This is a genomic window from Variovorax sp. R-27, from assembly GCF_049913215.1.
In the GTDB taxonomy this organism is placed as follows: Bacteria; Pseudomonadota; Gammaproteobacteria; order Burkholderiales; family Burkholderiaceae_C; genus Variovorax.
The window spans coordinates 960,691-984,490 of record NZ_CP183984.1; the positions used below are offsets into that span (position 1 = coordinate 960,691).

The 23,800-nt window shown below is 61.5% G+C and carries 18 protein-coding genes; 10 read left to right on the forward strand and 8 right to left on the reverse strand.

Annotated features, from left to right (window positions below; all coding sequences use genetic code 11):
- The first annotated feature begins 10 nt into the window (after positions 1-10).
- The 5 genes from ACN9MV_RS04265 to ACN9MV_RS04285 all read left to right on the forward strand — a co-directional run bounded on the left by ACN9MV_RS04265 (position 11) and on the right by ACN9MV_RS04285 (position 5,505).
- The gene (locus ACN9MV_RS04265) at positions 11-760 is read left to right on the forward strand and encodes an SDR family oxidoreductase (RefSeq protein WP_426391404.1); all 750 of its coding nucleotides are present in this window, start codon (positions 11-13) and stop codon (positions 758-760) included.
- A 17-nt stretch (positions 761-777) separates the two neighbouring features.
- Positions 778-2,808, forward strand: a complete 2,031-nt coding sequence (locus tag ACN9MV_RS04270; protein WP_426391405.1) for a hypothetical protein — start codon at positions 778-780, stop codon at positions 2,806-2,808.
- Between the two features lie 33 nt (positions 2,809-2,841).
- Entirely contained in the window at positions 2,842-3,771 is a 930-nt protein-coding gene (locus ACN9MV_RS04275) for an NAD-dependent epimerase/dehydratase family protein (protein ID WP_307616821.1), read from the forward strand.
- Positions 3,772-3,844: 73 nt separating this feature from the next.
- Entirely contained in the window at positions 3,845-5,107 is a 1,263-nt protein-coding gene (locus tag ACN9MV_RS04280) for an NAD(P)/FAD-dependent oxidoreductase (protein WP_426393144.1), read from the forward strand.
- Positions 5,104-5,505 (forward strand): GtrA family protein, encoded by a 402-nt coding sequence (locus tag ACN9MV_RS04285; RefSeq protein WP_426391406.1) that lies wholly within the window; start codon positions 5,104-5,106, stop codon positions 5,503-5,505. Before ACN9MV_RS04280 ends, ACN9MV_RS04285 begins: the two co-directional genes overlap by 4 nt.
- Here ACN9MV_RS04285 and ACN9MV_RS04290 read toward each other — a convergent pair.
- The 4 genes from ACN9MV_RS04290 to ACN9MV_RS04305 form a co-directional block, all read right to left on the reverse strand.
- Complete coding sequence (locus ACN9MV_RS04290) at positions 5,498-6,376, reverse strand: NAD-dependent epimerase/dehydratase family protein (protein WP_426391407.1); 879 nt, start codon at positions 6,374-6,376, stop codon at positions 5,498-5,500. The two genes, ACN9MV_RS04285 and ACN9MV_RS04290, sit on opposite strands and share 8 nt — an antisense overlap.
- Positions 6,373-7,410 carry a GDP-mannose 4,6-dehydratase gene (gmd, locus tag ACN9MV_RS04295; protein ID WP_426391408.1) on the reverse strand — a complete coding sequence of 346 codons (1,038 nt, stop codon included), beginning with the start codon at positions 7,408-7,410 and terminating at the stop codon, positions 6,373-6,375. Before gmd ends, ACN9MV_RS04290 begins: the two co-directional genes overlap by 4 nt.
- A gap of 110 nt (positions 7,411-7,520) precedes the next feature.
- Positions 7,521-11,276: a glycosyltransferase gene (locus ACN9MV_RS04300; protein ID WP_426391409.1), complete on the reverse strand. Its 3,756-nt coding sequence runs from the start codon at positions 11,274-11,276 to the stop codon at positions 7,521-7,523.
- Entirely contained in the window at positions 11,276-12,574 is a 1,299-nt protein-coding gene (locus ACN9MV_RS04305; protein ID WP_426391410.1) for an FkbM family methyltransferase, read from the reverse strand. The genes ACN9MV_RS04300 and ACN9MV_RS04305 overlap by 1 nt, the downstream gene beginning before the upstream one ends.
- Before the next feature lie 163 nt (positions 12,575-12,737).
- Between ACN9MV_RS04305 and ACN9MV_RS04310 the strand changes: the two genes are divergently transcribed.
- Positions 12,738-14,900 carry a glycosyltransferase family 4 protein gene (locus tag ACN9MV_RS04310; protein WP_426391411.1) on the forward strand — a complete coding sequence of 721 codons (2,163 nt, stop codon included), beginning with the start codon at positions 12,738-12,740 and terminating at the stop codon, positions 14,898-14,900.
- A 3-nt stretch (positions 14,901-14,903) separates the two neighbouring features.
- Here ACN9MV_RS04310 and ACN9MV_RS04315 read toward each other — a convergent pair whose 3' ends face one another.
- The 3 genes from ACN9MV_RS04315 to ACN9MV_RS04325 are packed head-to-tail and all read right to left on the reverse strand — an operon-like array spanning position 14,904 to position 17,827.
- Entirely contained in the window at positions 14,904-15,605 is a 702-nt protein-coding gene (locus ACN9MV_RS04315) for an ABC transporter ATP-binding protein (RefSeq protein WP_258351348.1), read from the reverse strand.
- Positions 15,606-15,608: 3 nt separating this feature from the next.
- Positions 15,609-16,412, reverse strand: coding sequence for an ABC transporter permease (locus ACN9MV_RS04320; protein WP_426391412.1), 804 nt, complete (start codon positions 16,410-16,412; stop codon positions 15,609-15,611).
- Complete coding sequence (locus ACN9MV_RS04325; RefSeq protein ID WP_426391413.1) at positions 16,409-17,827, reverse strand: mannose-1-phosphate guanylyltransferase/mannose-6-phosphate isomerase; 1,419 nt, start codon at positions 17,825-17,827, stop codon at positions 16,409-16,411. The genes ACN9MV_RS04320 and ACN9MV_RS04325 overlap by 4 nt, the downstream gene beginning before the upstream one ends.
- Positions 17,828-18,042: 215 nt before the next feature.
- Here ACN9MV_RS04325 and ACN9MV_RS04330 point away from each other — a divergent pair, with 215 nt between their 5' ends.
- Together ACN9MV_RS04330 and ACN9MV_RS04335 are read left to right on the forward strand one after the other, a co-directional pair.
- Positions 18,043-19,905, forward strand: coding sequence for a glycosyltransferase family 2 protein (locus ACN9MV_RS04330; protein ID WP_426391414.1), 1,863 nt, complete (start codon positions 18,043-18,045; stop codon positions 19,903-19,905).
- Positions 19,905-20,888 carry a glycosyltransferase family 2 protein gene (locus ACN9MV_RS04335; protein WP_426391415.1) on the forward strand — a complete coding sequence of 328 codons (984 nt, stop codon included), beginning with the start codon at positions 19,905-19,907 and terminating at the stop codon, positions 20,886-20,888. Before ACN9MV_RS04330 ends, ACN9MV_RS04335 begins: the two co-directional genes overlap by 1 nt.
- A 13-nt stretch (positions 20,889-20,901) precedes the next feature.
- Here the strand turns inward: ACN9MV_RS04335 and ACN9MV_RS04340 are convergent, their stop codons facing one another.
- Positions 20,902-21,648, reverse strand: a complete 747-nt coding sequence (locus ACN9MV_RS04340) for a glycosyltransferase (RefSeq protein WP_093057277.1) — start codon at positions 21,646-21,648, stop codon at positions 20,902-20,904.
- Positions 21,649-21,693: 45 nt separating this feature from the next.
- Between ACN9MV_RS04340 and ACN9MV_RS04345 the strand changes: the two genes are divergently transcribed.
- Together ACN9MV_RS04345 and argB are read left to right on the forward strand one after the other, a co-directional pair.
- Positions 21,694-22,791, forward strand: a complete 1,098-nt coding sequence (locus ACN9MV_RS04345; RefSeq protein ID WP_093057278.1) for a glycosyltransferase family 4 protein — start codon at positions 21,694-21,696, stop codon at positions 22,789-22,791.
- 56 nt (positions 22,792-22,847) lie between these two features.
- Entirely contained in the window at positions 22,848-23,741 is an 894-nt protein-coding gene (argB, locus tag ACN9MV_RS04350; RefSeq protein ID WP_093057279.1) for an acetylglutamate kinase, read from the forward strand.
- The last annotated feature ends 59 nt before the right edge of the window (positions 23,742-23,800 follow it).

Sequence of the window (23,800 nt, forward strand, 5' to 3'; positions counted from 1 at the left end):
GACCCATTCCATGTCAACAAGAAAAAAGATCCTCATCGTCGGTGCGACCTCCGGTATCGCCGAGGCCGTGGCGCGGCAATATGCCGCCGAAGGCTGTACCTTTGCGCTTGTGGCGCGCGCACAGGACAAACTCGAGGTCGTCGCAAGCGACCTGAGCGCCCGCGGCGCCACGGGGGTGTTCAGCTATGTGTGGGACGCGGCCGAGCCAAAGCAGTTTCCCGATGTCGTCGAGCGCGCATGGCGCGACCTCGGCGAGGTCGACGTGGCGCTGATTGCCCACGGCACACTGCCCGATCAGGCGCGTGCGGCAGTAGACCTCGACTATGCCATCGAGCAGTTCCGTACCAACGGCGAAAGCGCGATCGTCTGCATGCTCGCGCTGGCGCCTCGGTTCGAAGCGCAAGGTAGGGGCACGCTGGCGGTGATCGGCTCCGTGGCCGGAGATCGCGGCCGGCCGAGCAACTTTCTTTATGGCGCCGCAAAGAGCAGCGTGGAGGCTTTTGCTTCCGGCATGCGGGGAAGGCTTTTCAAGCGCGGCGTCAACCTGTTGCTGATCAAGCCGGGCTTCGTTGCCACGCCCATGACGGCCGGGCTCGATCTGCCCAAGAAGCTGACCGCGACGCCGGAGCGCGTGGCCCGGACGATCGTCGATGCGGTGAGCGCAAGGAAGGCCGTCATCTACGTGCCCTGGTTCTGGCAAATCATCATGACGATCATCAAGATGATTCCGACATTCATTTTCAAGAAACTTGGGCTGTAAGGGTGAGGGATAACCTGATGAGTGAGTCAGTTCGAGGCAATTCTGCGGCCCGTGTCGAATGGCGATATTGGTGGATCGTATTTTTTGCCGTTTTTGCGATCGTCCTGGCAACTGCGGCTGGCTTCGTCTTCGGCCCCTACAGGCTGGAGGTGGGCGATTTTGCGGCCAATGCGCTGAACATCATCCGCGCCAAGAGTTTCCATGAGATCTACGGGAACTACTCGAGATGGCAGTTCAACCATCCGGGCCCGTTCTTCTTCTATGTGTATGCCTTCGGCGAGATGGTTCTGGTCGACCTCTTGCACTTCGTTCCCTCGCCGCATCAGGCGCACGTGTTCTTCGGCATCATTCTCCAGAGCGGATTCATTGCGAGTTCGGTCGCCATTTCATTGTTTCTGGTGCGCGACAAGAGAATTCTTCTCGCATGGATTCTGGTGGCGTGCCTGGGCGCGGGCATTGGCTACATCGCGGTATCGAGCATCTGGGCGCCGCATGTGCTGTTCGGCCCGTATCTGCTGCTTCTGATTTCCTCGGCGGCGCTGAGCCTGGGCTGGTTCCGCTTCCTGCCCGTGTGCGTCTTCTGTGTCTGCGTCCTGTGCCACGGGCACATCGCGCAGCCGGTGCTCACGTTCCCGGTTTTTCTTGCCGCAATCCTGAGCTTTGCATGGGCGGCGAAGGCGCGGCAGGTGATCGATCCTGCGTGGACTTCCGGCCGCAAGCGCACAGGGGTTTTTGCTGCCTCGTTCGTGATCATGGGCATCTTCCTGATTCCTATCATCATCGACCTGACCCGTTGCCCGGATTGCAACGCGGTGCGAGTCCTGACGTACATGAAGTCGAACCATGGTCAGACGCCCAAATTCAACCAGGCGATGAACTACGTCGCTTCCTATTTCATCTTCGACAGAAAGCCGGAGTGGCTGGACACGGCCCGAGACGTGAAGCTGGGCAGCCTCAAGGTTCTTTTCGAACTGCTCATGGTGGCCGCCGCACTCGTGCTTCCGACGAAATGGCTGCTGAACCTGAAGACGTCGAGGGTCGAACTGCAGCGCTTGGCCCTGTTCTGCATTCTGGCCTTGGCGTTCTCGACGCTGTGGGCGCTTCGGATCACGGGGCCTCTCTACGAATTCAACTCCTTCTTCGTGTACTCGATCGTCGGCCTGCTGGGATTGCTGGTCGTCTACTGCCTCATCGCGCGGCTGCCTCGCCCGGTGTTGCTGGTTTTTTCGCTTCTCTGGATCGCGGCCGCCTTTTTCATCGTGCCGCGGTACAACGCGAACTTCGAGGTTTTCAGCAAGCACTCGACGATACTGGGTGGCAGCGAGCCGGTTCATTTTGAAAAGTCCGGCAGCCGGATCGCTATCAACCAGATCGACGGACAGGATTGGGGCATCAATACCGGCCTGGCCGTGCGCTTGACCCGATCAAACGTTCCCTACTTCGTCCCGAACGACTGGACCTATGTCTTCGGCTGGGGAACCGGCTACACCGAAGAGCTCTTGAGAAACAAGAACAACTCGATGGAAATCTGGACCGCGAAGGTGGACCATCTTCCTCCCGAGTTCACCGAGAGCGACTATTGCCGGATCCATGACGATTCGCCGATCCTGGACACCCGCGGCGAGATCGAAAAATTCAATCCGCTGAAAGCGAAATGCGAAATCGTTGCTGCACCGTCCGCGCGTCCCGGCAGGCCGGACGAATGGGAATGGTTGTCCGCCAACATGATCGCGTTGCAATTCAAGTCAAAGAGCGCGTCGAAGCCAGTCGACCTGAGCTTTGAGGTCTTTCCTTATCTGGGCAACGGAAAGATCAAGTCGCAGCACGTGGGTGTGCTTGTCAATGGCGAGGAAATCGGCAGCGAGGAAGTTTCAGGTCAGGGCGTCGTGCATGTGAGCGTCGCCCCGTCGCTGTGGAACAGATCTCCCATCACGACGGTCGTGCTGAAGCTCGATGGAAAGCAGTCTCCCAAAGAACTGGGTCTTTCCGGCGACGACCGGCGCCTCTCCATCGGATTGCTCGGCGTTGGCGTTCGCTACGCGCAATAGCATGTGCCTCATTTTGTTTGTTAGGGTTTCGGTATGAAAATAATTCTTCCTGGAGGGGCCGGTCTCGTCGGGCAAAACCTGGTTGCCCGCCTGAATCGCGAAAAATTCACGCAGATCGTCGTGCTGGACAAGCACCGTCCCAACCTCGAGGTGCTGGCGCGAGCGCATCCCGACGTGGTTGCGGAATACGCGGATGTTTCCAAGCGCGGCGACTGGCTTGCGCATTTCGAAGGTGCTGACGTGGTGGTCATGCTGCAAGCACAGATCGGCGGCATCGATTACCAAGAATTCGTGGACAACAACGTGACTTCCACGGAACTCATCCTCGAAGCCGTCAAGAAGAACAAGGTGCCCCAGTTGGTCCATATCAGCTCATCGGTGGTGGAGTCCGTGGCCGACGATTTCTATACCCGCAGCAAGAAGGACCAGGAGCGTATGGTCCTGGACAGCGGCATCGAATGCCCGATCCTGCGACCGACCCTGATGTTCGGCTGGTTCGATCGAAAGCATCTCGGATGGCTGTCGCGTTTCATGGCGAAGGTGCCCGTGTTTCCCGTGCCGGGAAACGGTAAGTTCATGCGCCAGCCGCTGTACGTCGGCGACTTCTGCAACGTGATCATCAGTTGCATCGAAAACACCGTCCGCACCGGGATCTTCAACATCACCGGGCATCAGCAGGTCGACTACATCGACATCATTCGCGAGATCAAGCGCGCCACGAAGGCGAAGGCTCGGATCGTCAAGATTCCCTATGGCTTGTTCTACGGCTTGCTGTGGACTTGGTCGTTGTTCGATCGCAATCCGCCGTTCACCACACAGCAGCTCCAGGCCCTGGTGGCGCGCGACGAGTTCGAGGTGATCGACTGGCCCGGAATCTTCGGTGTGCGCAGCACGCCGTTCAATGAGGCTGTCGAGGAGACGTTCAATCATCCGGTCTACAGCAAGATCGCACTGGAGTTCTGACGTGGCGGAATCGAACCTTGTCGCTCCGGGCTCGCCGCGCGGGCAACGCATCGCCGTTCTGGGAGCCGGCCCTATGGGTCTGGCTGTCGCCTACCAACTGGCCCTCGACGGGCATCGGCCCGTCGTGTTCGAAGCCGACGACCGCGTGGGCGGAATGACCGCGGCCTTTGATTTCGGCGGGCTGCAGATCGAGCGCTACTACCATTTTCATTGCACCTCGGACACGGCCTTTTTCCAGATGCTCGAAGAACTCGGCCTCTCCTCGAAGATGCACTGGGTGGCCACGAAGATGGGCTACTGGTACCAGAACCGTCTTCAGCCATGGGGAAATCCGATGGCCTTGCTGACGTTCAAAGGCTTGGGGTTGGTCGCCAAGTTCCGCTACGGCCTGCACGCTTTTCTTTCAACCAAGCGAAACGACTGGAAGCCGCTCGACCACGTCGAGGCCACCGGCTGGATCAAGCGATGGGTCGGTACCGAAGCCTACGAGGTGCTGTGGAAGCGTCTGTTCGACTACAAGTTCTACGAGCACAGCTCTAACCTGTCGGCCGCGTGGATCTGGAGCCGCATTCGCCGCATCGGGCGTTCCCGTTACAGCTTGTTCAAGGAAAAGCTCGGCTACCTGGACGGCGGATCGCAAACGTTGCTGGATGCGCTGAAGGCGGCGATCGAGGCCAAGGGTGGCGAGGTCCGTCTCGCGTCTCCGGCCTCCAAGGTGGTGATCGAAGATGGCGCCGTGAAGGGGGTGCAAACGGCGGCGGGGATGGAGGTCTTCGACAAGATCGTCAGCACCGTTCCCTTGCCCTATGTGCCGCGCCTGATGCCGGAGCTGCCGGCGCAGACGTTGCAAGCTTTTGCCGCACTGAAGAACATCGCCGTGGTCTGCGTCATCGCCAAGCTGCGCAAGCCCCTGACCGAGAATTTCTGGCTAAACATTAACGACCCCGAGATGGACATTCCGGGGTTGGTGGAGTACAGCAATTTGCGGCCCCTGGACCCTCATGTCTTGTACGTTCCGTTTTACATGCCGGGTGAGCATCCGAAGTTCCAGGACGCGGACGAAGTCTTCCTGGCCAAGGTTCGCCGGTACTGCATGAAGATCAATCCGGCGCTGACGGAAGACGACTTCATCGACATGCGCGCCAGCCGCTACCGTTACGCGCAGCCGATCTGTGACCCGGGCTATCTGGATCGCCTTCCGCCTGCCGCCTTGCCGGTACAGGGTTTGTGGGTGGCGGATACGTCGTACTACTACCCCGAAGACCGAGGCATCTCGGAGAGCATCGGATTCGGACGCGAACTGGCGAAGTCGGCCGCGGCCGCGCAAACCCGATGAATAGCGCGTTGCTGACGCCGCAGTTCCTCCGGTTTCTCATGGCCGGCGGCATTGCCGCCGCCGCAAACTATGGGTCGCGCTTCCTGTTCAGTCTTTGGCTGGGCTACGGCACGGCCATTGTCCTGGCCTACCTGGTGGGGATGGTGGTCGCCTTCGTGCTGATGCGCCAGCATGTGTTTGACGCAAAGAAGAGCGCGCTCGGCCCGCAGATCATGAAGTTCGTCGGCGTGAATGTGCTCGCTGTGCTGCAGACGCTGGCTATCAGCCTCGTTCTTGCCCGCTGGGTGTTTCCGAAGCTGGGCATCGTCGAGCATGCCGAGGCCGTGGCGCACCTGATCGGTGTTCTCGTGCCGGTCGTCACGAGCTACTTCGGCCACCGGATGCTGACGTTCAAGTAGCCTTGCCGGATCCGGCCGCCTGCAGCATTCGCTGCAGCGTTTCCTCCAGCGGCGGACTGAGCAGCGTGACGCCGTGCGTTGCAAAAAGTGCCTGCAGCTTCGTCGCACTGCCGCAAAGCCGGTGCACCTCATTGGCCCGGACGAACGCGGGGTTCACCTCGATGCGCGGCGAATATCCCGTCAGACGCGCAAAGGTGTCGATGACGAAACGCAGTGCGTAGGGCTGGCCGGAGCAGATGTTGTAGGTTTCGCCGGGCTCGCCGTGCGAAAGCAGCAGCAGGTACGCGTCGCAGACCATTCGCACATCGTTGAACTCGCGCTCCACGTCCAGGTTGCCCAGCGCGATGGAAGGCTCGCGGGCCGCGAAGTGCATCGCAAGCTTGGGAATCAGGAAATGGTCGTCCTGGCCGGGCCCCGTGTAATTGAACGGGCGCGTGATCACGAGATCCAGCCGGTCAGCATACGTTCGCGCCATGTACTCCATGGCGAGCTTGCTCATGCCGTAGTGGTTGACAGGTGCCGGTGCGTGCGTCTCGCCAATGGGCGACTCGGCCGTATTGCCGTAGATGTTGGCGCTGCTGGCTAGCAGCACGCGCCGCGGGCGAACCGGTAGCTGCACCAGCGCGTTGAGCAGGTTGGTCGTGCCGATCACGTTGACGGCATAGAACGCTTCGTCGTGGGCATGGCCGACGAAACTGATCGCGGCAAGATGCACGACGGCATCCGGCGCGGTGTTCAGGACTTCGTCGCGCAGGGCATCCGCGTTCGTCAGGTTGGCCTGCAGCGCGACCACGGTGTGACCCGCCGCGGCTGCATGCTCGGCAAACAGGCGACCGGTGAACCCTTCCGCCCCGGTCAGCAGGATCTTCAAAACGAGAAGCCTTGTGCGTTGCGCCGCAGATCGGCCTCGACCATCATCTGGCACAGCTGCTCCAGCGTGGTGGCCGGCGCCCAGCCCAGCTTGGCCTTGGCCTTGGAGGGGTCGCCGATGAGCAGCTCGACTTCCGCCGGCCGGTAGAACTTGGGATTCACGCGCATCACGGTCTTGCCGGAGGCGGTGTCGACCGCAATCTCGGATTCCGCGGCGCCCTTGAACTCGACATCGATGCCCGCGCCCTTGAACGCGAGCGTGACGAAGTCGCGCACGGTCTCGGTGCGGTTGGTGGCCAGCACGAAGGTGTCGGGTTCGTCGGCCTGCAGCATGCGCCACATGCCTTCGACGTATTCCTTGGCAAAGCCCCAGTCGCGTTTGGCGTCGAGGTTGCCGAGCTCAAGCACGTCGAGCTTGCCGAGCTTGATCTTGGCGACGCTGTCGGTGATCTTGCGCGTGACGAACTCACGGCCGCGCAGCGGACTCTCGTGATTGAACAGGATGCCGCTGGAGCCGAAGATGTCGTAGCTCTCGCGGTAGTTGATCGTCATCCAGTGAGCGTAGAGCTTTGCCACGCCGTAGGGGCTGCGCGGATAGAACGGCGTGCTCTCGATCTGTGGAATGGCCTGAACCTTGCCGAACATCTCGGAGGTCGATGCCTGATAGAAACGAATCTTCGGGTTGACTAGGCGAATGGCCTCAAGCAGATGGAGTGCGCCGACGCCGGTGATCTGGGCGGTTGCGGCAGGCTGGTTGAAGCTCACGCCAACGAAGCTCTGTGCGGCGAGGTTGTAGATCTCGTCAGGATTCGCATCCTTGATCAGCGTGATCGAACTGCCCAAATCAGTCAGGTCGTATTCCACGAGGTGAAGATCGGGATTGCCTTGAATTCCGAGTTCTTCAATGCGCCAGAAGTTGACGGAACTCGTGCGGCGATAGGTTCCGTAGACTACGTAGCCCTTGGACAACAACAATTCCGCCAGATAGGCACCATCCTGGCCTGTGATGCCTGTTACAACAGCGCGCTTTTTCATCGAAGTCCTCTTTCCTTTTCTAACTGAATGACTGGGTTGTGCATGAGCAGCCTGGGGTGACATCTCTTGGATGCCGATTCAAGATCTGCGCAATGCACCTCTGATTGAAATCAATTGGACCGTTGTGGTGCAGTCCGGGGGCAAGACTGGTCAAAAAGAGCAGCCTTGAACTGTTCCGCACTCTGCTGCCAAGTCAGGAACGGCATTGTCTCCGAGCGCGGATGCTGGTCCAACTTAAATAGTTCGAGCCATCGCATCACGGCCGCTGCAATGTCTTCGCCCTTCATGCCGTCGAAGTAAAGTGCGTGGTCTGCTGCGACCTCCCTGAAGACAGGTAGATCCCTCGCGAGGATCGGCAGCTTGTGGATAGCGGCTTCGATCAACGGTAGTCCGAAGCCCTCGCCCTCGGAGGCCAGGATCAGGCAAGCGCTGTCGTCGTAGAGCCGCTCCAGGTATTCGTCGCTGATCCCTTCGAGCCAGAACAGCCGTCGGCCCCGCTGCGGGTGTTGTTGCAGCCGCTCGATGACTTCCTCGACCATCCAGCCTGTCTTGCCTACAACCACGAGATTGACGTTGATGCCGTTGCGCCAGAGCTGTTCGAACGCATTGAGCGTTTGTGCATGCCCCTTGCGAGGCTCGACTGTGCCGACCATCAGGAAGGCCGGCGCAGCCGCGATCTGGGCCAGCGTTGACTTGGCAGCGAGCGGCAGACCGCTCGTCGGCAACGAGTACGAAATGTCCGCGCCCAGGTGGAAGGCACGCACCTTGAGACCTGCCCCGATACGTTCGGGCGCGTTCTCGGAAGCCCATGCCGTGAACTCGTCCGCGACTGCGTTGGAGATCGCAAGAACACCATCGCTCTCGGCAATCACTTTCAACCAACGCTCGTGCACAGCCTTTGCATCCTGGAAAAATCGATGACTCAACAAGACCGGCAACAGGTCGTACACCACGAATTCGACACGGACTCCCTGTTGCCTCAGTGCCTTGTAGAAATCGGCTTGCTCCGGGACGATGTGTGGTTGCAGATCCAAGCCTACAAAGATGTCGCCATCTCGCGCGTCGATGGGCGCGTCATCGAGGCCCTGTGGCGAGCAACCGAGAAAACGCAACGAGAATTTCCGTGCGTAGTTGTATCCTGGTTCGCCCTTCAGGGCGTAGACCGGTTCTATCCGATAGCCCTCCGGCGGGCTGTCGAATAACGATCGGAGCAATGACCTAACCAACCGTTGAATGCCGCTTTGCCAGTCGCGTTGCACCAACTCCGACACATCGACAAAGAATTGGCGCTTCGCGGCCGGCATCGGCAGGGCCCGTGCAATGCTCTGCGCGGCTTCGGTCAAGCTTTCGTCGGATAGCGAAGTGTCTGCCCCGATCGACTTGATCAGCCCCGTGCGTGCATACTTCGCGCGCGATGCGAACAATTCGATCGCCTGGGCATACTGCCGAGCACAATCGGCCGGCGCATGCGCCGTGCTGATCAACTCCTTGCCCTTCTCTCCAAGAGCGCGCGCGGTGGGAGGCGATTGGCGTAGATTTTCCAGTGCCTTGATCAGCGCTTCGTCGCTGAACTCTTCAGGCAGCATCACGACTGCGTCGGACGGCAGATATGCCATCGATCCGTTGGCGTTGACCACCGTGGCAACGCCTCGACCCAAGGCATCCAGGACGGCGGCCGAGGTTTCGCCGCGCGAAAGTGTTCGCAGTTGAACCGCGACATCTGTCGAACTCAGGTAGCGCTGGAATGTTGCGGAGTCAACCCAGCCGGTGATGCTCACCTGCGCGGCTCGGTCGCGACGGGCAACGACCTGCTCGAGCTGCGCCCCATAGCGTCCCTTGTCGTTCTCTCCGACAAACACGAGCCGGCATTTTGGGTCCGTGGCCAGGGACGATTGCAGCCATGCGTCGAGCAGGCGGTGGTTCAACTTGGTTGGCCCGAGCAGGCCAAATGCGCAAACCATGAACTGGTAGTCGTCCAGGCCCAATTCCTTGCGTGCGCGACGTCTTGCCTCGTCGATCGATTCAGGCATCACTCGCAGCAGGGGAATCAGTGTCCAGTTGTCCGTGCTCTTGCTGCCGAACCATTGCCTTGCAAGTTCCAGCGAGTAGGGCGAATGAACGATGACACCCGACGCAAGCCGCAGCACGTCGAAGTTGCACGGGTATTTGAAGATCACGTCCGCCGTGTCTGCTGCCTTTGCACGCTCGGCGACGGCGCCATACCCGTGGGACTCGTAGAGTGCGCGTGTCCATGCAAACGCTTCGCCGCCGACGCTCTCTCTGTGTGCCTGGATTCCGCTCAGATAAAAATCATGCAGCACAACGGTCCCGGGAATCTCTTCCAGCAGCGAAAACATGTGCTGGTGAAACTCGGAATTCCCGAAGTGATAGAGGACCCGATCGAAAGCGGATGCGTTGTGGCGGAACCATTCGACGCTGCGCAGCGGAAACGACTTGCTCAGTTCGCGCCTGTCGACGGCCTTGAGGTCGGTCACCAGTTCGATGTCGTAGAACTTGGCAAGCTCCGGCAACAGCTCGGCGCTGTAGTTCGAGATGCCACTGCGCTCAGGTGGCAACGGCGACACATACGCCAAACGAGGGCGCGCTGCACCGGCTGGAGTGCCCATGGCACCGGGCTTCGCAGTGTGTGTCGAATCGTGCAACTGCTCGAAGGCCCGCAGCGCGCGCCGTCCCGACTCATCCCACGAGAACTTCTTGCTTTGCTGCTCGCCGTGCGCGACCAGGGTGCGTCGGAAAGCGTCATCACTGAGCGCTTGCGACATCTTTGCTGCAATGGATTTGTCGTCTCGCGGATCGAACATCGCGTCTTCCCACCCAATGACTTCAGGCAGGCTGGACGTGTTGGCACCGATCACGGGGGCACCGCATAACATCGCTTCGAGCGCCGGCAGCCCGAACCCTTCGTGCCACGATGGAAAAACGAACAGCGCGCACAGGTTGTAGAGGTCGACCAGGTCTTCTTCCGGCACAAACCCCGTGACTGCGACGTCTTCTTTGGCCAGCCCTTGCTGGCGGGCCAGCGCCATCAACGCCTCGCGGTCCTCGGGTCGCGCTGAACACACCACCGCGAGTTGGTGCTCATAACGCAATTCAGGAGGAAGCAACGCGAACGCCCGGATCAGCCCATCAATGTTCTTGCGATGGTCGATACCGCCTGTGTACATCACGAACGGCTTGTGAAGGTTGTACCGGGCACGCAATGCATGTGCGCGCTCGGGAGCCACGTCGAGCTTCCTGAAATGGTCGCCCGCGGCCGTGGACACATTGACGCAGCGTGTCGCGTCCAGGTCCAGGTGGGAAAGGCCTTCCTGTCTCGACGACTCCGAAATGGCGAGCCAGAGGTTCGCCTTGCGCATCGCCTCCACCTTGCCCATGTACCAGTCGCGCATGACCGGGTTGTCGAGGTAGGGCTGCGGGTTGATCAGCGGGATGAGGTCGTAGAGCGTGACGGCCGTGGGTGTGCGTGCGAAGCGGCCTACGCTGGTGACCGTGGCATCGCCCAAGCCTTCGAACAGGCTCGACACATGCACCGCGTCGGGCTTAAGGCTGGCCAGGAATGCTTCGTAGAGTTTCTCGTCGGCAAGTACTTCGCTCGGCGCCCGGGCGCCGGCGCCTGACTGCGCGGCTGGGTACCAAACCTTGATGTTCGCCGGATCGATCAGCCCATTGAAGGCGGTTCGGATGTCGTCCACCGCTTCTGGGAAACGTCCATTCAACGCAAGCAGAAGCTCGTGCTTTCCCGCTTGCCGCGCCATCGACTGCGCCAGAGACAGGGAGTAACGTCCAATGCCGCGATGTCTGTTGCCGGTGGATTGGGCGCCCTGAAGGTCAATGAGGATCCGCATCAGGCGTGCCCCGAACTTTGCTGGCTTTGACGCAGCTGCCGGTACACCAGGGCGGTGTCGGGAGACATGGACAGAGGTTTCTCCAACGGGCTATGCGATGCAGAAGAAGGGGGGGGCGCGAGCATCGCTTGCAGGCGCCGCCTCAGCGGTGGGACACAGCTTAAGGTGAGTATTGCCGCTCGCTTGAGCTGAGGGTGGCGGCCTACCGTAATCGCCACAACGCGAAGGACAGTCTTGATGCGACGCTTGATGCCACTGGTAATGCGGCCTTCCATCGCAGCGGAAGCCAGCCGCCGCAGCGGTGTCGTCGCCGCTAGCGACGCGCGCGCCTCGGCATCGAGGGCCCGCTCGTTTGCATGAGTGGCACTTGCTTCAGCAATGGTTGCCCGCGCCTCGGCCTTGACGGTGCGCATGGCTGCTTCGTGGGCCCGATTCTTTGCATCCTCGAGCGCCGTGCGTGCGCTATGGAGTTCGGCGTGGAATCTCAGTTCGAGTTGTACCCGTTCGGCACGCTCGGCTTCGAGCTGAGCCGCACACACGCGCAATTCTTCCTTGTGGCGCGCGATGAGGCCGTTGCACCACGTTCCGGATTGCCCGCTGAGTTCGGCGTAGTCGAACACGTTGGGCGGGATCTTCAGTGCTGGCAGCAGATTCGCATGTTCCACAGCCACGTAGAAGCGATTGAGCCCATCGAAGTAGGCGAATTGATAGCCTGCGTCGACCAGAATACGTTCAGCGCCGTCGTAGCGGAGTTCGGTCGACATCGGCACAGTGGCCTCGATCACGATGATCCAGGGCCGCAGCGTCTTGCTGTCCCAACCTCGAAGCACCTCTTCCTCCAGCCCCTCGACGTCAATCTTCAGCCAATGCACAGGACGGCCGTCCAGCGATGCCAAGGCGGTCTTCATCGGCAGCATGGGTGTCGGTACTGTCTTGTATGCAAAGCCATGCTCGGCTTGATGGATGTCGGCATAGGCCTTCACACCCGTACTGAGACCCGTATCCTCGATCACGTGGAGTTCAAGGATGCCCGCCGCGTCAGAAAGCGCAACCTGCAGGACGACCTCGTCGGGCCTATCCTGCCTCAGCAATTCCGCATAGCGCGGAACAGGTTCGACGTGCACGCCGCGCCACCCCTGCTCATAGAAAGCCTTGCTGACGGAGTCCACCACGGGGTGCTGGGCACCGATGTCGACGTAGACGCCCGCAGGCACATGCTTCAACGCCCGCCAGAGCATTACGTCCTCGAAGTTCTGTGCGTACGAAGTAAAAACCTTGGAACTGTTGTTTTGAGTCATGTGCGACTTGCGGCTGAGCCGATGGTCCTCCCAGGGAAATGCATGCTTTCGCGCATACCGCCATTTTACGAGGCGGAAACAGGTGATCATTAGCATGATGACCGCACTCGAATAAGACCCGCCATGATGAAGTTACGTTTGTTAGCGAAATTGCCGTGCCGCTATGCGAAGGCTTGATGTGCTGCGCCGAGTCGCGCGCAAGGTTCCCAAGGCCGCTTACTGGCTGATGACGCCTTGGCGCATGCCGGAACGACTGCAGTTTCTTCGGGAACGCGCTATCCGTGAGGCAAGAGCGCAGTCTCTGAAGCTGTTGTTTGATGAGGAGCACTCACGCCAAAAGGCTCTGCAGCAGGAAGGAGAGGGGACTTTCGTGGCCGCCCTCGATCTTTATAGTGCCGACGACGTCCTCGAAGCCGCGGGTTTGCCGCGAGACCAGGTTTTCTGGCCGCAGACGAACGCCCGGTCAGTCGTAGATCGAAAGAGTGCAGCGCGCTTTTTGATGGATACGCTACGTCAGCGAGGGGATCTTCGTGATCGTTTTCCCTACGTGTTCTCCGCCCCAGGCGGAAATGGCTTTGCCGAATGGCTGCACAGTCGCAACGGACAACAGGCTCTGGAGTTGACCCCCGAGAGCATGCAGCATCTGGTTGCACTTCTTTCGGAAGACTTTGCCGAGCGGGCGAGGCAGTTTTTTCTGGCGAATGACGATGTTCGCGCGGTCATGCCACACGGGCTGATGCCGTCGGGCCGACGTGGTCTTTTTCGGTGGTTCATGCAGCACGGGTTGGAAACTGGTGACTTGGCGCTCGAAGAAGTCTGGTGGCTGTTCCTGCAGGCGCAGGAGAACCCGCAAGCCGAGTTGGTGCGGGCCTTTCTGTTTACACCGGGATGGCAGCAGCGCTTCCCTGACGCACTGACAGTTTTTGGCTGGACCCGATTTTCGGCCTGGGTTGCGAATACCTATGGCGCTGACCGGTTTCCGTCGGGCTCGACCGAGATTTCTGGGTTTCCGGAGCCAGCACTGCAAGTGCGTATGGGGTATTTGGCGCAAGCTGCATGGCAGCGTGCACATCCCGATGCATTTTCGAGCGTCGCTGCCGCTCGGGCGTTGCTCGAATGGCTCGCGTCCGGCGCGGAGGGATCCATTACGCCGGAGGCGCACACGTGGTGTGCCGGGCTCGATATCGACACACTGATCCCCGGCTTGGTTCATGGTGGAGTCAATGTCATTGGCCATTTCTGCTATCCCTCAGGGTTGCGTGTTTCCGTAGAGGCCATGACCGAGGCTATGGCGCGGGTTGGCATTCAGACATCGTTGCGCGATGTCCGGACGGATGCGCGCGATGATCCGCGCCACGTGCGCTTCACTGGACTTGAGTCGGCCGACATTACGATCATCCACGTGCAGCCCGAGCCGTTCTTTGCACGAGCCTACGCCAGGGCGGACCTGGCTGAACGTACGCCACGCACCTATCGCATCGCCTATTGGTACTGGGAATTCGATTCGATACCGCAGTCATGGTGTGCTCACGCTGATCAGGTCGACGAGGTCTGGACTGCGACAGAGTTCATCGCAAGCGGTCTGCGCGAGCAGTTGTCCGTGCCCGTGCGAACACTTTTTCCTGGCGTGACCCTGGCTCCCTTCCAGGTTCGTGATCGCGCGTACTTCAACCTGGATGAGAGGCGCTTCACCTTCCTCTTCACTTTTCACATGGTGAGTGTGATGGAGCGCAAGAACCCGCTCGGACTCATTCGCGCATTCAAGATGGCGTTTCGCGGCGACGAGGCAGTGACGCTGGTGTTGAAGACATCGTTCGGGGATCGGTATCCCGTCCAGTTTCAGGAGTTGTGCGATGCTGCCGCCGATTTCCCGACGATCAAGATCATTGACCAAGTCTTGAGTTCCGACGAGGTGCTTTCGCTCATGAATGCATGTGATGCGTATGTTTCGCTCCATCGCAGCGAAGGGCTTGGGTTGACCATGGCTGAAGCGATGCTGATGGGAAAGCCCGTGATTGCAACGGCCTTCTCGGGAAACATGGACTTCATGAACGACGAGAACAGTCTTCTGGTGCCCTATGAGCGGGTGAAGGTCGGTCGGCCTATCCCACCGTACGACGCCGATCTGGAGTGGGCCGAACCTTCGGTCGAACATGCGGCCCGGTTGATGCGCCGCTTGTACGAAGATCAGAAATGGGCGCGCGAGATTGGGGCTCGCGGCAAGCAAAGCGCTGAAATCAATCTGTCGCTTGACGCGGCAGGACGTCGTATTGCCGGGCGCCTTGATGAAATTGAGGTGCTTCGACGGTGTGCGTCGCGCGAGTGAGGACTATCGTTCGACTATTCGTCCATGCTCGAGGTGGATCACCCGGTTGCACTCCTTGGCGATCAGATCCGGCGAGTGCGAGGCGAGCACCAGAATGCCGGATTTGGCCACCACGTCCTTCATCCTTTTTTCTGCCTTTTCTGTAAAGGCGGCATCGCCGACGGACAGCCATTCGTCCATGAGCAGGATGTCGGCTTCGACGCTGGTCGAGATCGAGAACGCCAAGCGCATCATCATGCCGGTTGAGTAGGTACGCACGGGCATGTTCACATACTCGCCCAAGCCGCTGAATTCACAGATGTCAGGTGTGAGCCGGTCGATCTGGCTTTTGCTCATGCCCATCACGAGGCCGCGCAGCATGATGTTCTCCACGCCCGTCGCGTCCATCTCGATGCCGAGAGACGGATCGATCAGACTGGCGACCGAGCCTTGGCGCGCGAACTCTCCCGAGGACGGCTCATAGACTCCGGCCAGCGTACGCAGCAATGTCGACTTGCCGGCGCCGTTGTGGCCCACCAAGCCGAGCCGGTCACCGCTCTTGAGCTCGAGGTTGATGCCGCTGAGCGCCTGCACCACTGTCACGCCGGTTTCCTTGCCGAAGCGCCCACCGGTCACGGAGGCTGCAAGCGTTTTCTTTAGGGAGTTGGCGCCAGCGCCATAGATCGGGAAGTTGACGGCGACGTTTTTGAGTGAAATGAATGCCATGGATCAGAGCCAGTAGACGACGCGACGGCGGTACTTCGAGAACAGGAGTGTGGCTGCGGCAAGGCACAGGACCGTCCAGAACAGGATGCCCAGCCAACTGTGGATGTGCGCCACTCCCCCCATCAATGGGGTTCGAAGCAAGTCCAGCATTTGTGCAAACGGGTTCCAGAGTACGTATTTGGCACGTCCAGGAAGACTTTCGGGTAGCCAAAACACCGGCGTGAGGAACATCAGCATTTGCATCACACTGGTGACGATCTGCGTGACGTCGCGATAGCGGGTGCAGATCAGTCCCAGCAGCAGGCCCAGCGCATGCGCGTTGACGATCAGGATGGCGAAGGCAGGAAGGACGAGCAGCACAGACCAGGACAACGAGATGCCGGCCCAGATCGCCACTGGAATGTAGAGCACGATCTGGTGAGCAAACTGGATCAGGTTGCGCGCCAGGCTTCGCCAGACGAACAGGCTGATCGGAAAGTAACCCTGCTTGAGGTAGTTCGACGACCCGACGAAGGCGTTGCAGGCATCGGTCACGATGCTGGAGAAAAAGCCCCAGAAGATGATGCCCAGTGCCAGGTGAGGAAAGAAGCGCGAGAGCTCGGTGCCGAACAGCGAGCTGTACAGCGGCCCCATGCCACCGATCATCACGCCCATGCTCAAGGTGAGCCACATCGGGCCGAGCATGGAGCGGCGATAGCGCAGGACGATGTCGAACCAGGCAAGGGTCCACCAGATATCGGTGCGGCGGGTGCCTTGCCACCAGTCGGACAGGGCGCTTCGGTGAAGATTGGAATGGACTTGACTCATGTACGGCCGTAAGTGTCTGCGAGGCGGACGATGTCGTCTTCGCCCAGGTAGCCGCCGCACTGGACTTCGATGAGCACGAGCTCCTCGTCGCCGATATTGGTCAGGCGGTGTTTTTCCTTCAGGGGAATGTACCGATACTGGCCCGGGAGCGTCTCGTGCTCGGTGTCTCCGATTTGCACGATGGCGCGCCCCTGTACGACCACCCAGTGCTCCGCGCGCTGGTGATGGTATTGCAGGGACAGCGCTTCGCCGGGTCTGACGGTGATGCGCTTGACCTTGTAGCCTTCCTCTTCCTTGAGCGAGGCATACGTGCCCCACGGACGGTGGACCACCGGCGGCAGATGCACTGTGTCGTGCTTGCGAGCCTTGAGCACGTCGACGACCTTCTTCACCTTTTGTGCGCTGTCCTTGTGAAGCACCAGCAGCGCATCGGGCGTGTCGACGATCACGAGATCGTGAACGCCAATGGTGGCAACGACCTTCGGGCCATAGCTTTCGATCTGCACGTGCGTGCCCGTCGTGTCGAGGGCTACGACATCGTCGGGAAGCGTGTTGCCGCTGGCGTCAGGCGTCAGCGCATTGGACACCGCAGGCCACGAACCCACATCGCTCCAGCTGAACTTGGCGGGCACCACGTGGACATTCGAGGCGTGCTCCAGCACCGCGTAGTCGATGCTGATGTCCGGCTGCAAACCGAACGCATGCAGATCGAAATTGACCGATGCGCCAGAGGTCTTGGCGGTTTCGAGTGCGCGCCTTGCCGCTCTTATCACCTCGGGGGCGTGCTTCTCGAGCGCCGCGATGATGGTGTCGGCAGTGAACGCGAACATGCCGCTGTTCCAGTAGTAACGGCCGGTGGCCAGGTACTTCTGCGCCGTCCCGAGGTCGGGCTTCTCGACGAAGCGCTTGACTTCCTGGCTCTCGCGCGAGACATGTTCGACCTCGATATAGCCGAAGCCCGTGTCCGGGCTCGTCGGGCTCACTCCGAAAACCACGAGATTGCCTTCCTGGGCAAGGCGGAAGGCTTCTGTTGCACTGGCGACGAAAGCTTCCACGTCCGGCACGAGGTGGTCCGCGGACAGGACAAGCATCACCGTGTCACCGCTGAACTGCCGAACACACTGAAGCGCTGCAAGCGCGATGGCCGGACCGGTGTTGCGCCCCTTGGGCTCAAGGAGAAAGGTGGTGGTTGGCGGGTCGCTCATCTGCCCGAGCACGTCCTTCGTGAGGAACAGATGGTCCTTGTTGGTTACGACCATCAGGTCACCGGTCCCGCAGGCCTGTCCACGCTCGACAGCCTGTTGAAGCAGCGTGGAGTCGCCGATTTTCATGAATGGCTTGGGAAAAGCCTGACGCGAAGCAGGCCAGAGCCTGGAGCCGGCGCCTCCCGAGAGCACCACAGAGAGTAGCCTCATTGTTTTCCTTTAGCTTTTTGACCGACCAATTTTACGGGCAGCCCCCCGACGTCCGGCGTAGGAGTGAAACGGCCGCCGTCGTCCTTTGCGGCGGCTGGTTGCGAAGATAATCCCCTCCCGCAAGGCCAGCGACGCCATGTTTCGGCATCGCCCTGTCTATTTCAGGTATTTCCTCACAAGCTCCGCCTCATCCGCCTCGCGGGTGCGCAATTTCTATGAAATCTGTCTATCGATTCATCCTCGGCCTGGCCGGACTCTGGCAAGGCCCCGGAATGATGGGGCGCGTGCAGCGGGCATTGCGAATGTTCAAGAAGTCGGGTTGGGCGGGCATCCGCTGGGAACTGGGCCGGCGCTTCGGCGGCTACAACGACTATACGAAGTGGGTGCAGCGCTATGACACCCTGACTCCCGAATTGCGCGACAAGATCGCCCAGCGCGTGGCTGCCCTGAAAGACAGGCCGCTGATTTCGGTCGTGATGCCCACCTACAACCCCAACCCCGCGTGGCTGCGCGAGGCTATCGAGTCGGTGCGCAGCCAGATCTATCCGAACTGGGAGCTTTGCATCGCCGACGACGCGTCGCCTTCGGCCGAGGTGCGCGAGATCCTCAAGTTGTACAGCGAGAGCGACCCGCGCATCAAGGTGGTATTTCGCCCGAAAAACGGTCACATCTCGGCCGCTTCCAACAGTGCGCTGGAACTGGTCTCGGGCTCCTGGGTTGCGCTCATGGACCACGACGACCTGCTGCCGGCCCACGCGCTTTTCTGGGTGGCCGATTGCATCGCGACCCATCCTGACGTGAAGCTGATCTACTCGGACGAAGACAAGGTCGACGAGGGGGGGCACCGGTTCGGGCCCTATTTCAAGTCGGACTGGAACGTCGATCTCTTCCGCTCGCAGAACATGTTCAGCCATCTAGGCGTGCTTTCGACCGAACTGATGCGTTCAGTCGAAGGCTTCCGCGTCGGCATGGAAGGCTCGCAGGACTGGGATCTGGTGCTGCGCTGCATGGAGCGGATACAGCCCAGCCAGATCCAGCACATTCCGCGCGTGCTGTACCACTGGCGCGTGCACGTCGAGAGCACGGCCCGTTCGATGAGCGCCAAGCCCTATGCGGCCATCGCAGGCGAGCGCGCGCTGAACGAGCATTTCATGCGCACAGGCGTGCGTGCCACAGCCGAACACCTCGATTTCGGGTACCGCGTGCATTACGCCTTGCCCGATGTCTTACCACTGGTTTCCGTGATCATCCCGACACGCAACGCCTTGCAGCTGACCCGGCAATGCGTCGAGTCGATTCTGGAGAAAACCAGCTATTCGAACTACGAAATCATCATCGTCGACAACGGCTCCGATGATCCGGACACGCTGGCCTGGTTCAAGCGCATTGCCGCAGAGAAGCCGAATGTCCGCGTGCTGCGCGACGACCGCGATTTCAACTACGCGGCACTGAACAACGGCGCGGTTGCCGCGGCCAATGGCGAACTGGTGGCCTTGGTCAACAACGACATCGAGGTCATCACGCCGGACTGGCTCAGCGAAATGGTGAGTCTTGCGGTGCAGCCGGGCGTGGGCGCCGTGGGGGCGCGGCTGTGGTTCCCCAACAAGACTCTGCAGCACGCCGGCGTGATCCTGGGCGTGGGGGGCATCGCCGCGCATTCGCACCGCCGCATGCCGATGGGCCGCGAAGGCTATGCTGGCCGCGCGGCGTTGATCCAGACGCTCTCCGCGGTCACCGCGGCCTGCCTCGTGATCCAGAAGTGCCACTACCTCGAAGTCGGCGGCCTTGACGAAGTGCATCTGAAGGAATCTTTCAACGACATCGACTTCTGCCTCCGGTTGCGCGAAGCGGGCCTGCGCAACGTCTGGACGCCCTACGCGGAGCTGTTCCACTACGAGTCCGCTACCCGCGCCAAGGATGTCTCGTCGCAGAAGCAGGCACAGTTCCAGGAAGAAGCCGCCTACATGCACCAGCGCTGGGGCGCCCTCATCCAGAACGACCCCGCCTACAGCCCCAACCTCATGCTGGCCCGCGAAGACTTCAGCTACGCCTGGCCGCCCCGCCTGCCTCCAGTCTGATGGCCCTCGACGTTTCCGTCGCGCTCTGCACCCGCAACGGCGCGCGCTATCTTCCCGAGCAGATCCGCAGCATCTGCACGCAGACGCCGCTGCCGCGGGAGATCGTGCTGTCCGACGACGGCTCCACCGACGACACGCTGGCCGTCGTGCGCGACACCCTCGCGCAGTGCGGCGTAGCGGACCAAGTCGCGCTGCGCGTGTTCAGCAATACGCCGCCCCTGGGCGTCACGCGTAACTTCGAGCAGGCCGTGCGGGCCTGCAGCCATGAACTCATCGCCCTGTGCGACCAGGACGACGCCTGGCACCCAGGCCGGCTCGCGCGCATGGTGGCGCAGTTCGAGGCGCGGCCCGACCTGCTGCTGCTGCACACCGACGCGCGCCTCGTCGATGCCGAACTGAAACCCCTGGGCTCCACACTTTTCCACGCGCTCGAAGTGCAGCCGGCCGAATTGGCAGCCATCGCGAACGGCGAGGCCTTCGGTGTGCTGCTGCGCCGCAACCTCGTGACCGGCGCCACCACGATGTTCCGCAAGACCCTGCTCGACACGGCGCTGCCGTTCGCGCCGGAGTGGGTGCACGACGAATGGCTGGCCGCTGTGGCGGCAGCCATCGGCCGCGTGGACGTGCTGCCCGAGCCGACCATCGACTACCGCCAGCACGCCAGCAACCAGATCGGCGCACGGCGGCTCACGTTGTCCGAGAAGATGGCCAAGGCCTTTGCCGAACGCGGCGACAAGCACGTGGCGCGGTTGCGTCGGGCTGAGGCACTGCTACTGCGCTTGCAGCAGCTGGGCGCCCAGGTGCCGGCGGCTTATCTGGAGGCACAGCGCGCCAAGGTCGAGCATCAGCGGTTCCGGGCCGAGCTTCCTGCGGCGCGGGCGCTGCGTCTGCTGCCGATCCTGATCGAGGCGGCGCGCGGCCGCTATGCGCGTTTCGGCCGCGGCGGGCACGCCATCGCGCAAGACTTGCTCGAACGCGGCTGACAGACTTGATCGGTCAACCGCGAAGCCGCCAGTACCGCCAGAACGACCCCGAAAGCCACACCTTCAGCAGGCTGGTCACGTGCCAGTACAGGTATTTCTTGCTCCGGTGGCTTTCTCGTTGCGCGTCGTGCCGGGCGACCAGGTCTTCGCCGACCTGCAGTTTCCACCCCGCGAGCCGGGTGCGGGCGCAGATGTCGAAGTCTTCGCCGTACATGAAGAATTTCTCGTCGAAGCCACCGAGCTGCCGGTAGACCTCGCTGCGAAACAGCATGAACAGCCCCGGAATCCACGCGGGCACCGTCGGCCGCACATAGCCGGGCTTCCTTCTTCCCACGATTTCAAGAGGCGTGAGCATCGCCCGGTGCGGCTCCGGCTCGGCCTTGCCGGGCTCCAGGATGCGCGGCGTCAGCAGGCCGGCGTCGGCCGCGGCCTGCGCGAGCAATGGCGTCAGCACGTCGCTGTCAAAGCGGATGTCCGGGTTGAGCACCAGGAACCACGGCGTGCCGCAGCGCTCGAAGGCCTGGTTGTGATTGGCACCGAAGCCCTTGGGGCTCGCGTTCTCGATCCGCTCCACCTCGAAGCCCCAGTTGCGGCCAGCGAGCACATCGGGCTCGGGAATGTTCAATGTGAGCAAAACCTTGTCGATGACTTCGCGGCTGTGCCGGTCCAGCTGCTCGAGCAGCGGCAGCACCAGCGCGAGCTGGCCGTGGCTCACGATTGAAATGGTGATCGGGGGGCGGGGGGAGGGGGGCGTGGGCATGGTCTAATTTCGCTCGGGAATTCTAGGGTTCCCCAACCCCCACACATGATTGCTCTGATCGTCATCAGTTTCTTCGTCGCTGCCTTCTCGGTCCAGCTGTTCATGCGCCGCGCGCGCAGGCATGCCCGCCTCTACGGCGCCGACATGCCCCAGCGCTTTCACAAAGGCCACGTGCCGCGCCTGGGCGGTGCGGGCATCCTGGTGGGCATGGGGGTGGCCTGGCTGGCGGCCGGCATCACCGGCACCGATCCGTTCAACGTGTCGTGGCCGGTCAAGACCTCGATGCTCACGCTGCTGTGCATCTTGCCGGCGGTGCTGGGCGGCATTGTCGAAGACGTTACCCAGAACGTGAAGGTGCGCTACCGGCTGGGGCTCACCATTGGCTCGGCGCTGCTCGTGTGCTGGCTGCTGGGGCTGGGCGTGGCGCGAACCGGCTTCGAGACGGTCGACGGCTGGCTGGCGATGATTCCGTACGCCACCGTGTTGTTCGCGGCCTTGGCCATCGGCGGCCTGCCGCATGCCTTCAACATCATCGACGGCTACAACGGGCTCGCGGGCACGGTCGCCGTGCTGGTCTGCCTGGCTATCTCCCACGTGGCGCTGCAGGTGGGCGACCGGCAGCTGGCGGCCATGGTCATCTGCCTGGTCGGCGCCACCTTCGGCTTCCTGGTCTGGAACTACCCGCGCGGCAAGATCTTCGCCGGAGACGGCGGGGCCTACGTCTGGGGCATGGTGATCGCCGTGGCCTGCGTGACGCTGGTGCAGCGGCACCGCGTGGTGTCGCCCTGGTTCCCGATGCTGCTGCTGATCTATCCGGTGTGGGAGACGCTGTTCTCCATCTACCGCAAGCTGGCGCGCGGCCAGTCGCCCGGCACGGCCGATGCGCTGCATTTCCACCAGCTGATCTTCCGGCGCATCGTGCGCGTGGCTTTCGCGGACGACGAGGCCCGGCAACTGCTGGCGCGCAACAACCGCACCTCGCCGTACCTCTGGATGTTCGCCGCGCTGTCGGTGGTGCCGGCCGTGCTGTTCTGGAACAACACGATCGTGCTGATGTTCTTCTGCCTGCTGTTCGTCACCACCTATGTGGGGGCGTACCTGATGATCGTGCGCTTCAAGGTGCCCCGCTGGTTGCGCCCCTGACGACATCTTTCTTTGCGAGAATTTCCCCTGTCCTTCGCTTTGGAGCCTGACCGCCCATGACCGACCCCGTCCTCAACATCCCCCCGCGCGACAAGGCCGAGATTCTGGCCCAGGCGCTGCCGTACATCCGCAAGTTCCACGGCAAGACCATCGTCATCAAGTACGGCGGCAACGCCATGACCGATCCGGCGCTGCAGGCAGACTTTGCCGAAGACGTGGTGCTGCTCAAGCTGGTCGGCATGAACCCGGTGGTGGTGCACGGCGGCGGCCCGCAGATCGAGGCGGCGCTCAACCGCCTGGGCAAGAAGGGCAGCTTCATCCAGGGCATGCGCGTCACCGACGCCGAGACCATGGAAGTCGTCGAATGGGTGCTGGCCGGCGAGGTGCAGCAGGATATCGTGGGCCTGATCAACCAGGCCGGCGGCAAGGCGGTGGGCCTCACGGGGCGCGATGGCGGGCTGATTCGTGCGCAAAAGCTCAAGCTGGCCGACCGTGCCGATCCCAACGTGCACCATGACGTGGGCCAGGTCGGCGACATCGTCTCCATCGACCCCAGCGTGGTGAAGGCGCTGCAGGACGACGCCTTCATCCCCGTCGTCAGCCCCATCGGCTTCGGCGAGGACAACGAAAGCTACAACATCAACGCTGACGTCGTAGCCGGCAAGCTGGCCACCGTGCTCAAGGCCGAGAAGCTCATGCTCCTGACCAACACGCCCGGCGTGCTCGACAAGGACGGCAAGCTGCTCACCAATCTGAGCGCGCGCGAAATCGACGACCTGTTCGCCGACGGCACCATCTCGGGCGGCATGCTGCCCAAGATCGAAGGCGCCCTCGACGCCGCCAAGAGCGGCGTGAATGCGGTGCACATCATCGACGGCCGGGTGCCGCACGCGATGCTGCTGGAGATCCTGACCGACCAGGCCTACGGGACGATGATCCGCGCCCGTTGAACGGGTGGGCGCGTGCTCACTGCGCTGTGCGAGAATCAATTGATTACATCTTTGCACGC

Bases quoted from the DNA above. Each gene is read 5' to 3' on its own strand.
- ACN9MV_RS04265 (WP_426391404.1), top strand. From the start codon at position 11: ATGTCAACAAGAAAAAAGATCCTCATCGTCGGTGCGACCTCCGGTATC.
- ACN9MV_RS04270 (WP_426391405.1), top strand. From the start codon at position 778: ATGAGTGAGTCAGTTCGAGGCAATTCTGCGGCCCGTGTCGAATGGCGA.
- ACN9MV_RS04275 (WP_307616821.1), top strand. From the start codon at position 2,842: ATGAAAATAATTCTTCCTGGAGGGGCCGGTCTCGTCGGGCAAAACCTG.
- ACN9MV_RS04280 (WP_426393144.1), top strand. From the start codon at position 3,845: ATGGGTCTGGCTGTCGCCTACCAACTGGCCCTCGACGGGCATCGGCCC.
- ACN9MV_RS04285 (WP_426391406.1), top strand. From the start codon at position 5,104: ATGAATAGCGCGTTGCTGACGCCGCAGTTCCTCCGGTTTCTCATGGCC.
- gmd (WP_426391408.1), bottom strand. From the start codon at position 7,410: ATGAAAAAGCGCGCTGTTGTAACAGGCATCACAGGCCAGGATGGTGCC.
- ACN9MV_RS04300 (WP_426391409.1), bottom strand. From the start codon at position 11,276: ATGCGGATCCTCATTGACCTTCAGGGCGCCCAATCCACCGGCAACAGA.
- ACN9MV_RS04305 (WP_426391410.1), bottom strand. From the start codon at position 12,574: ATGACTCAAAACAACAGTTCCAAGGTTTTTACTTCGTACGCACAGAAC.
- ACN9MV_RS04310 (WP_426391411.1), top strand. From the start codon at position 12,738: ATGCGAAGGCTTGATGTGCTGCGCCGAGTCGCGCGCAAGGTTCCCAAG.
- ACN9MV_RS04315 (WP_258351348.1), bottom strand. From the start codon at position 15,605: ATGGCATTCATTTCACTCAAAAACGTCGCCGTCAACTTCCCGATCTAT.
- ACN9MV_RS04320 (WP_426391412.1), bottom strand. From the start codon at position 16,412: ATGAGTCAAGTCCATTCCAATCTTCACCGAAGCGCCCTGTCCGACTGG.
- ACN9MV_RS04325 (WP_426391413.1), bottom strand. From the start codon at position 17,827: ATGAGGCTACTCTCTGTGGTGCTCTCGGGAGGCGCCGGCTCCAGGCTC.
- ACN9MV_RS04330 (WP_426391414.1), top strand. From the start codon at position 18,043: ATGAAATCTGTCTATCGATTCATCCTCGGCCTGGCCGGACTCTGGCAA.
- ACN9MV_RS04335 (WP_426391415.1), top strand. From the start codon at position 19,905: ATGGCCCTCGACGTTTCCGTCGCGCTCTGCACCCGCAACGGCGCGCGC.
- ACN9MV_RS04340 (WP_093057277.1), bottom strand. From the start codon at position 21,648: ATGCCCACGCCCCCCTCCCCCCGCCCCCCGATCACCATTTCAATCGTG.
- ACN9MV_RS04345 (WP_093057278.1), top strand. From the start codon at position 21,694: ATGATTGCTCTGATCGTCATCAGTTTCTTCGTCGCTGCCTTCTCGGTC.
- argB (WP_093057279.1), top strand. From the start codon at position 22,848: ATGACCGACCCCGTCCTCAACATCCCCCCGCGCGACAAGGCCGAGATT.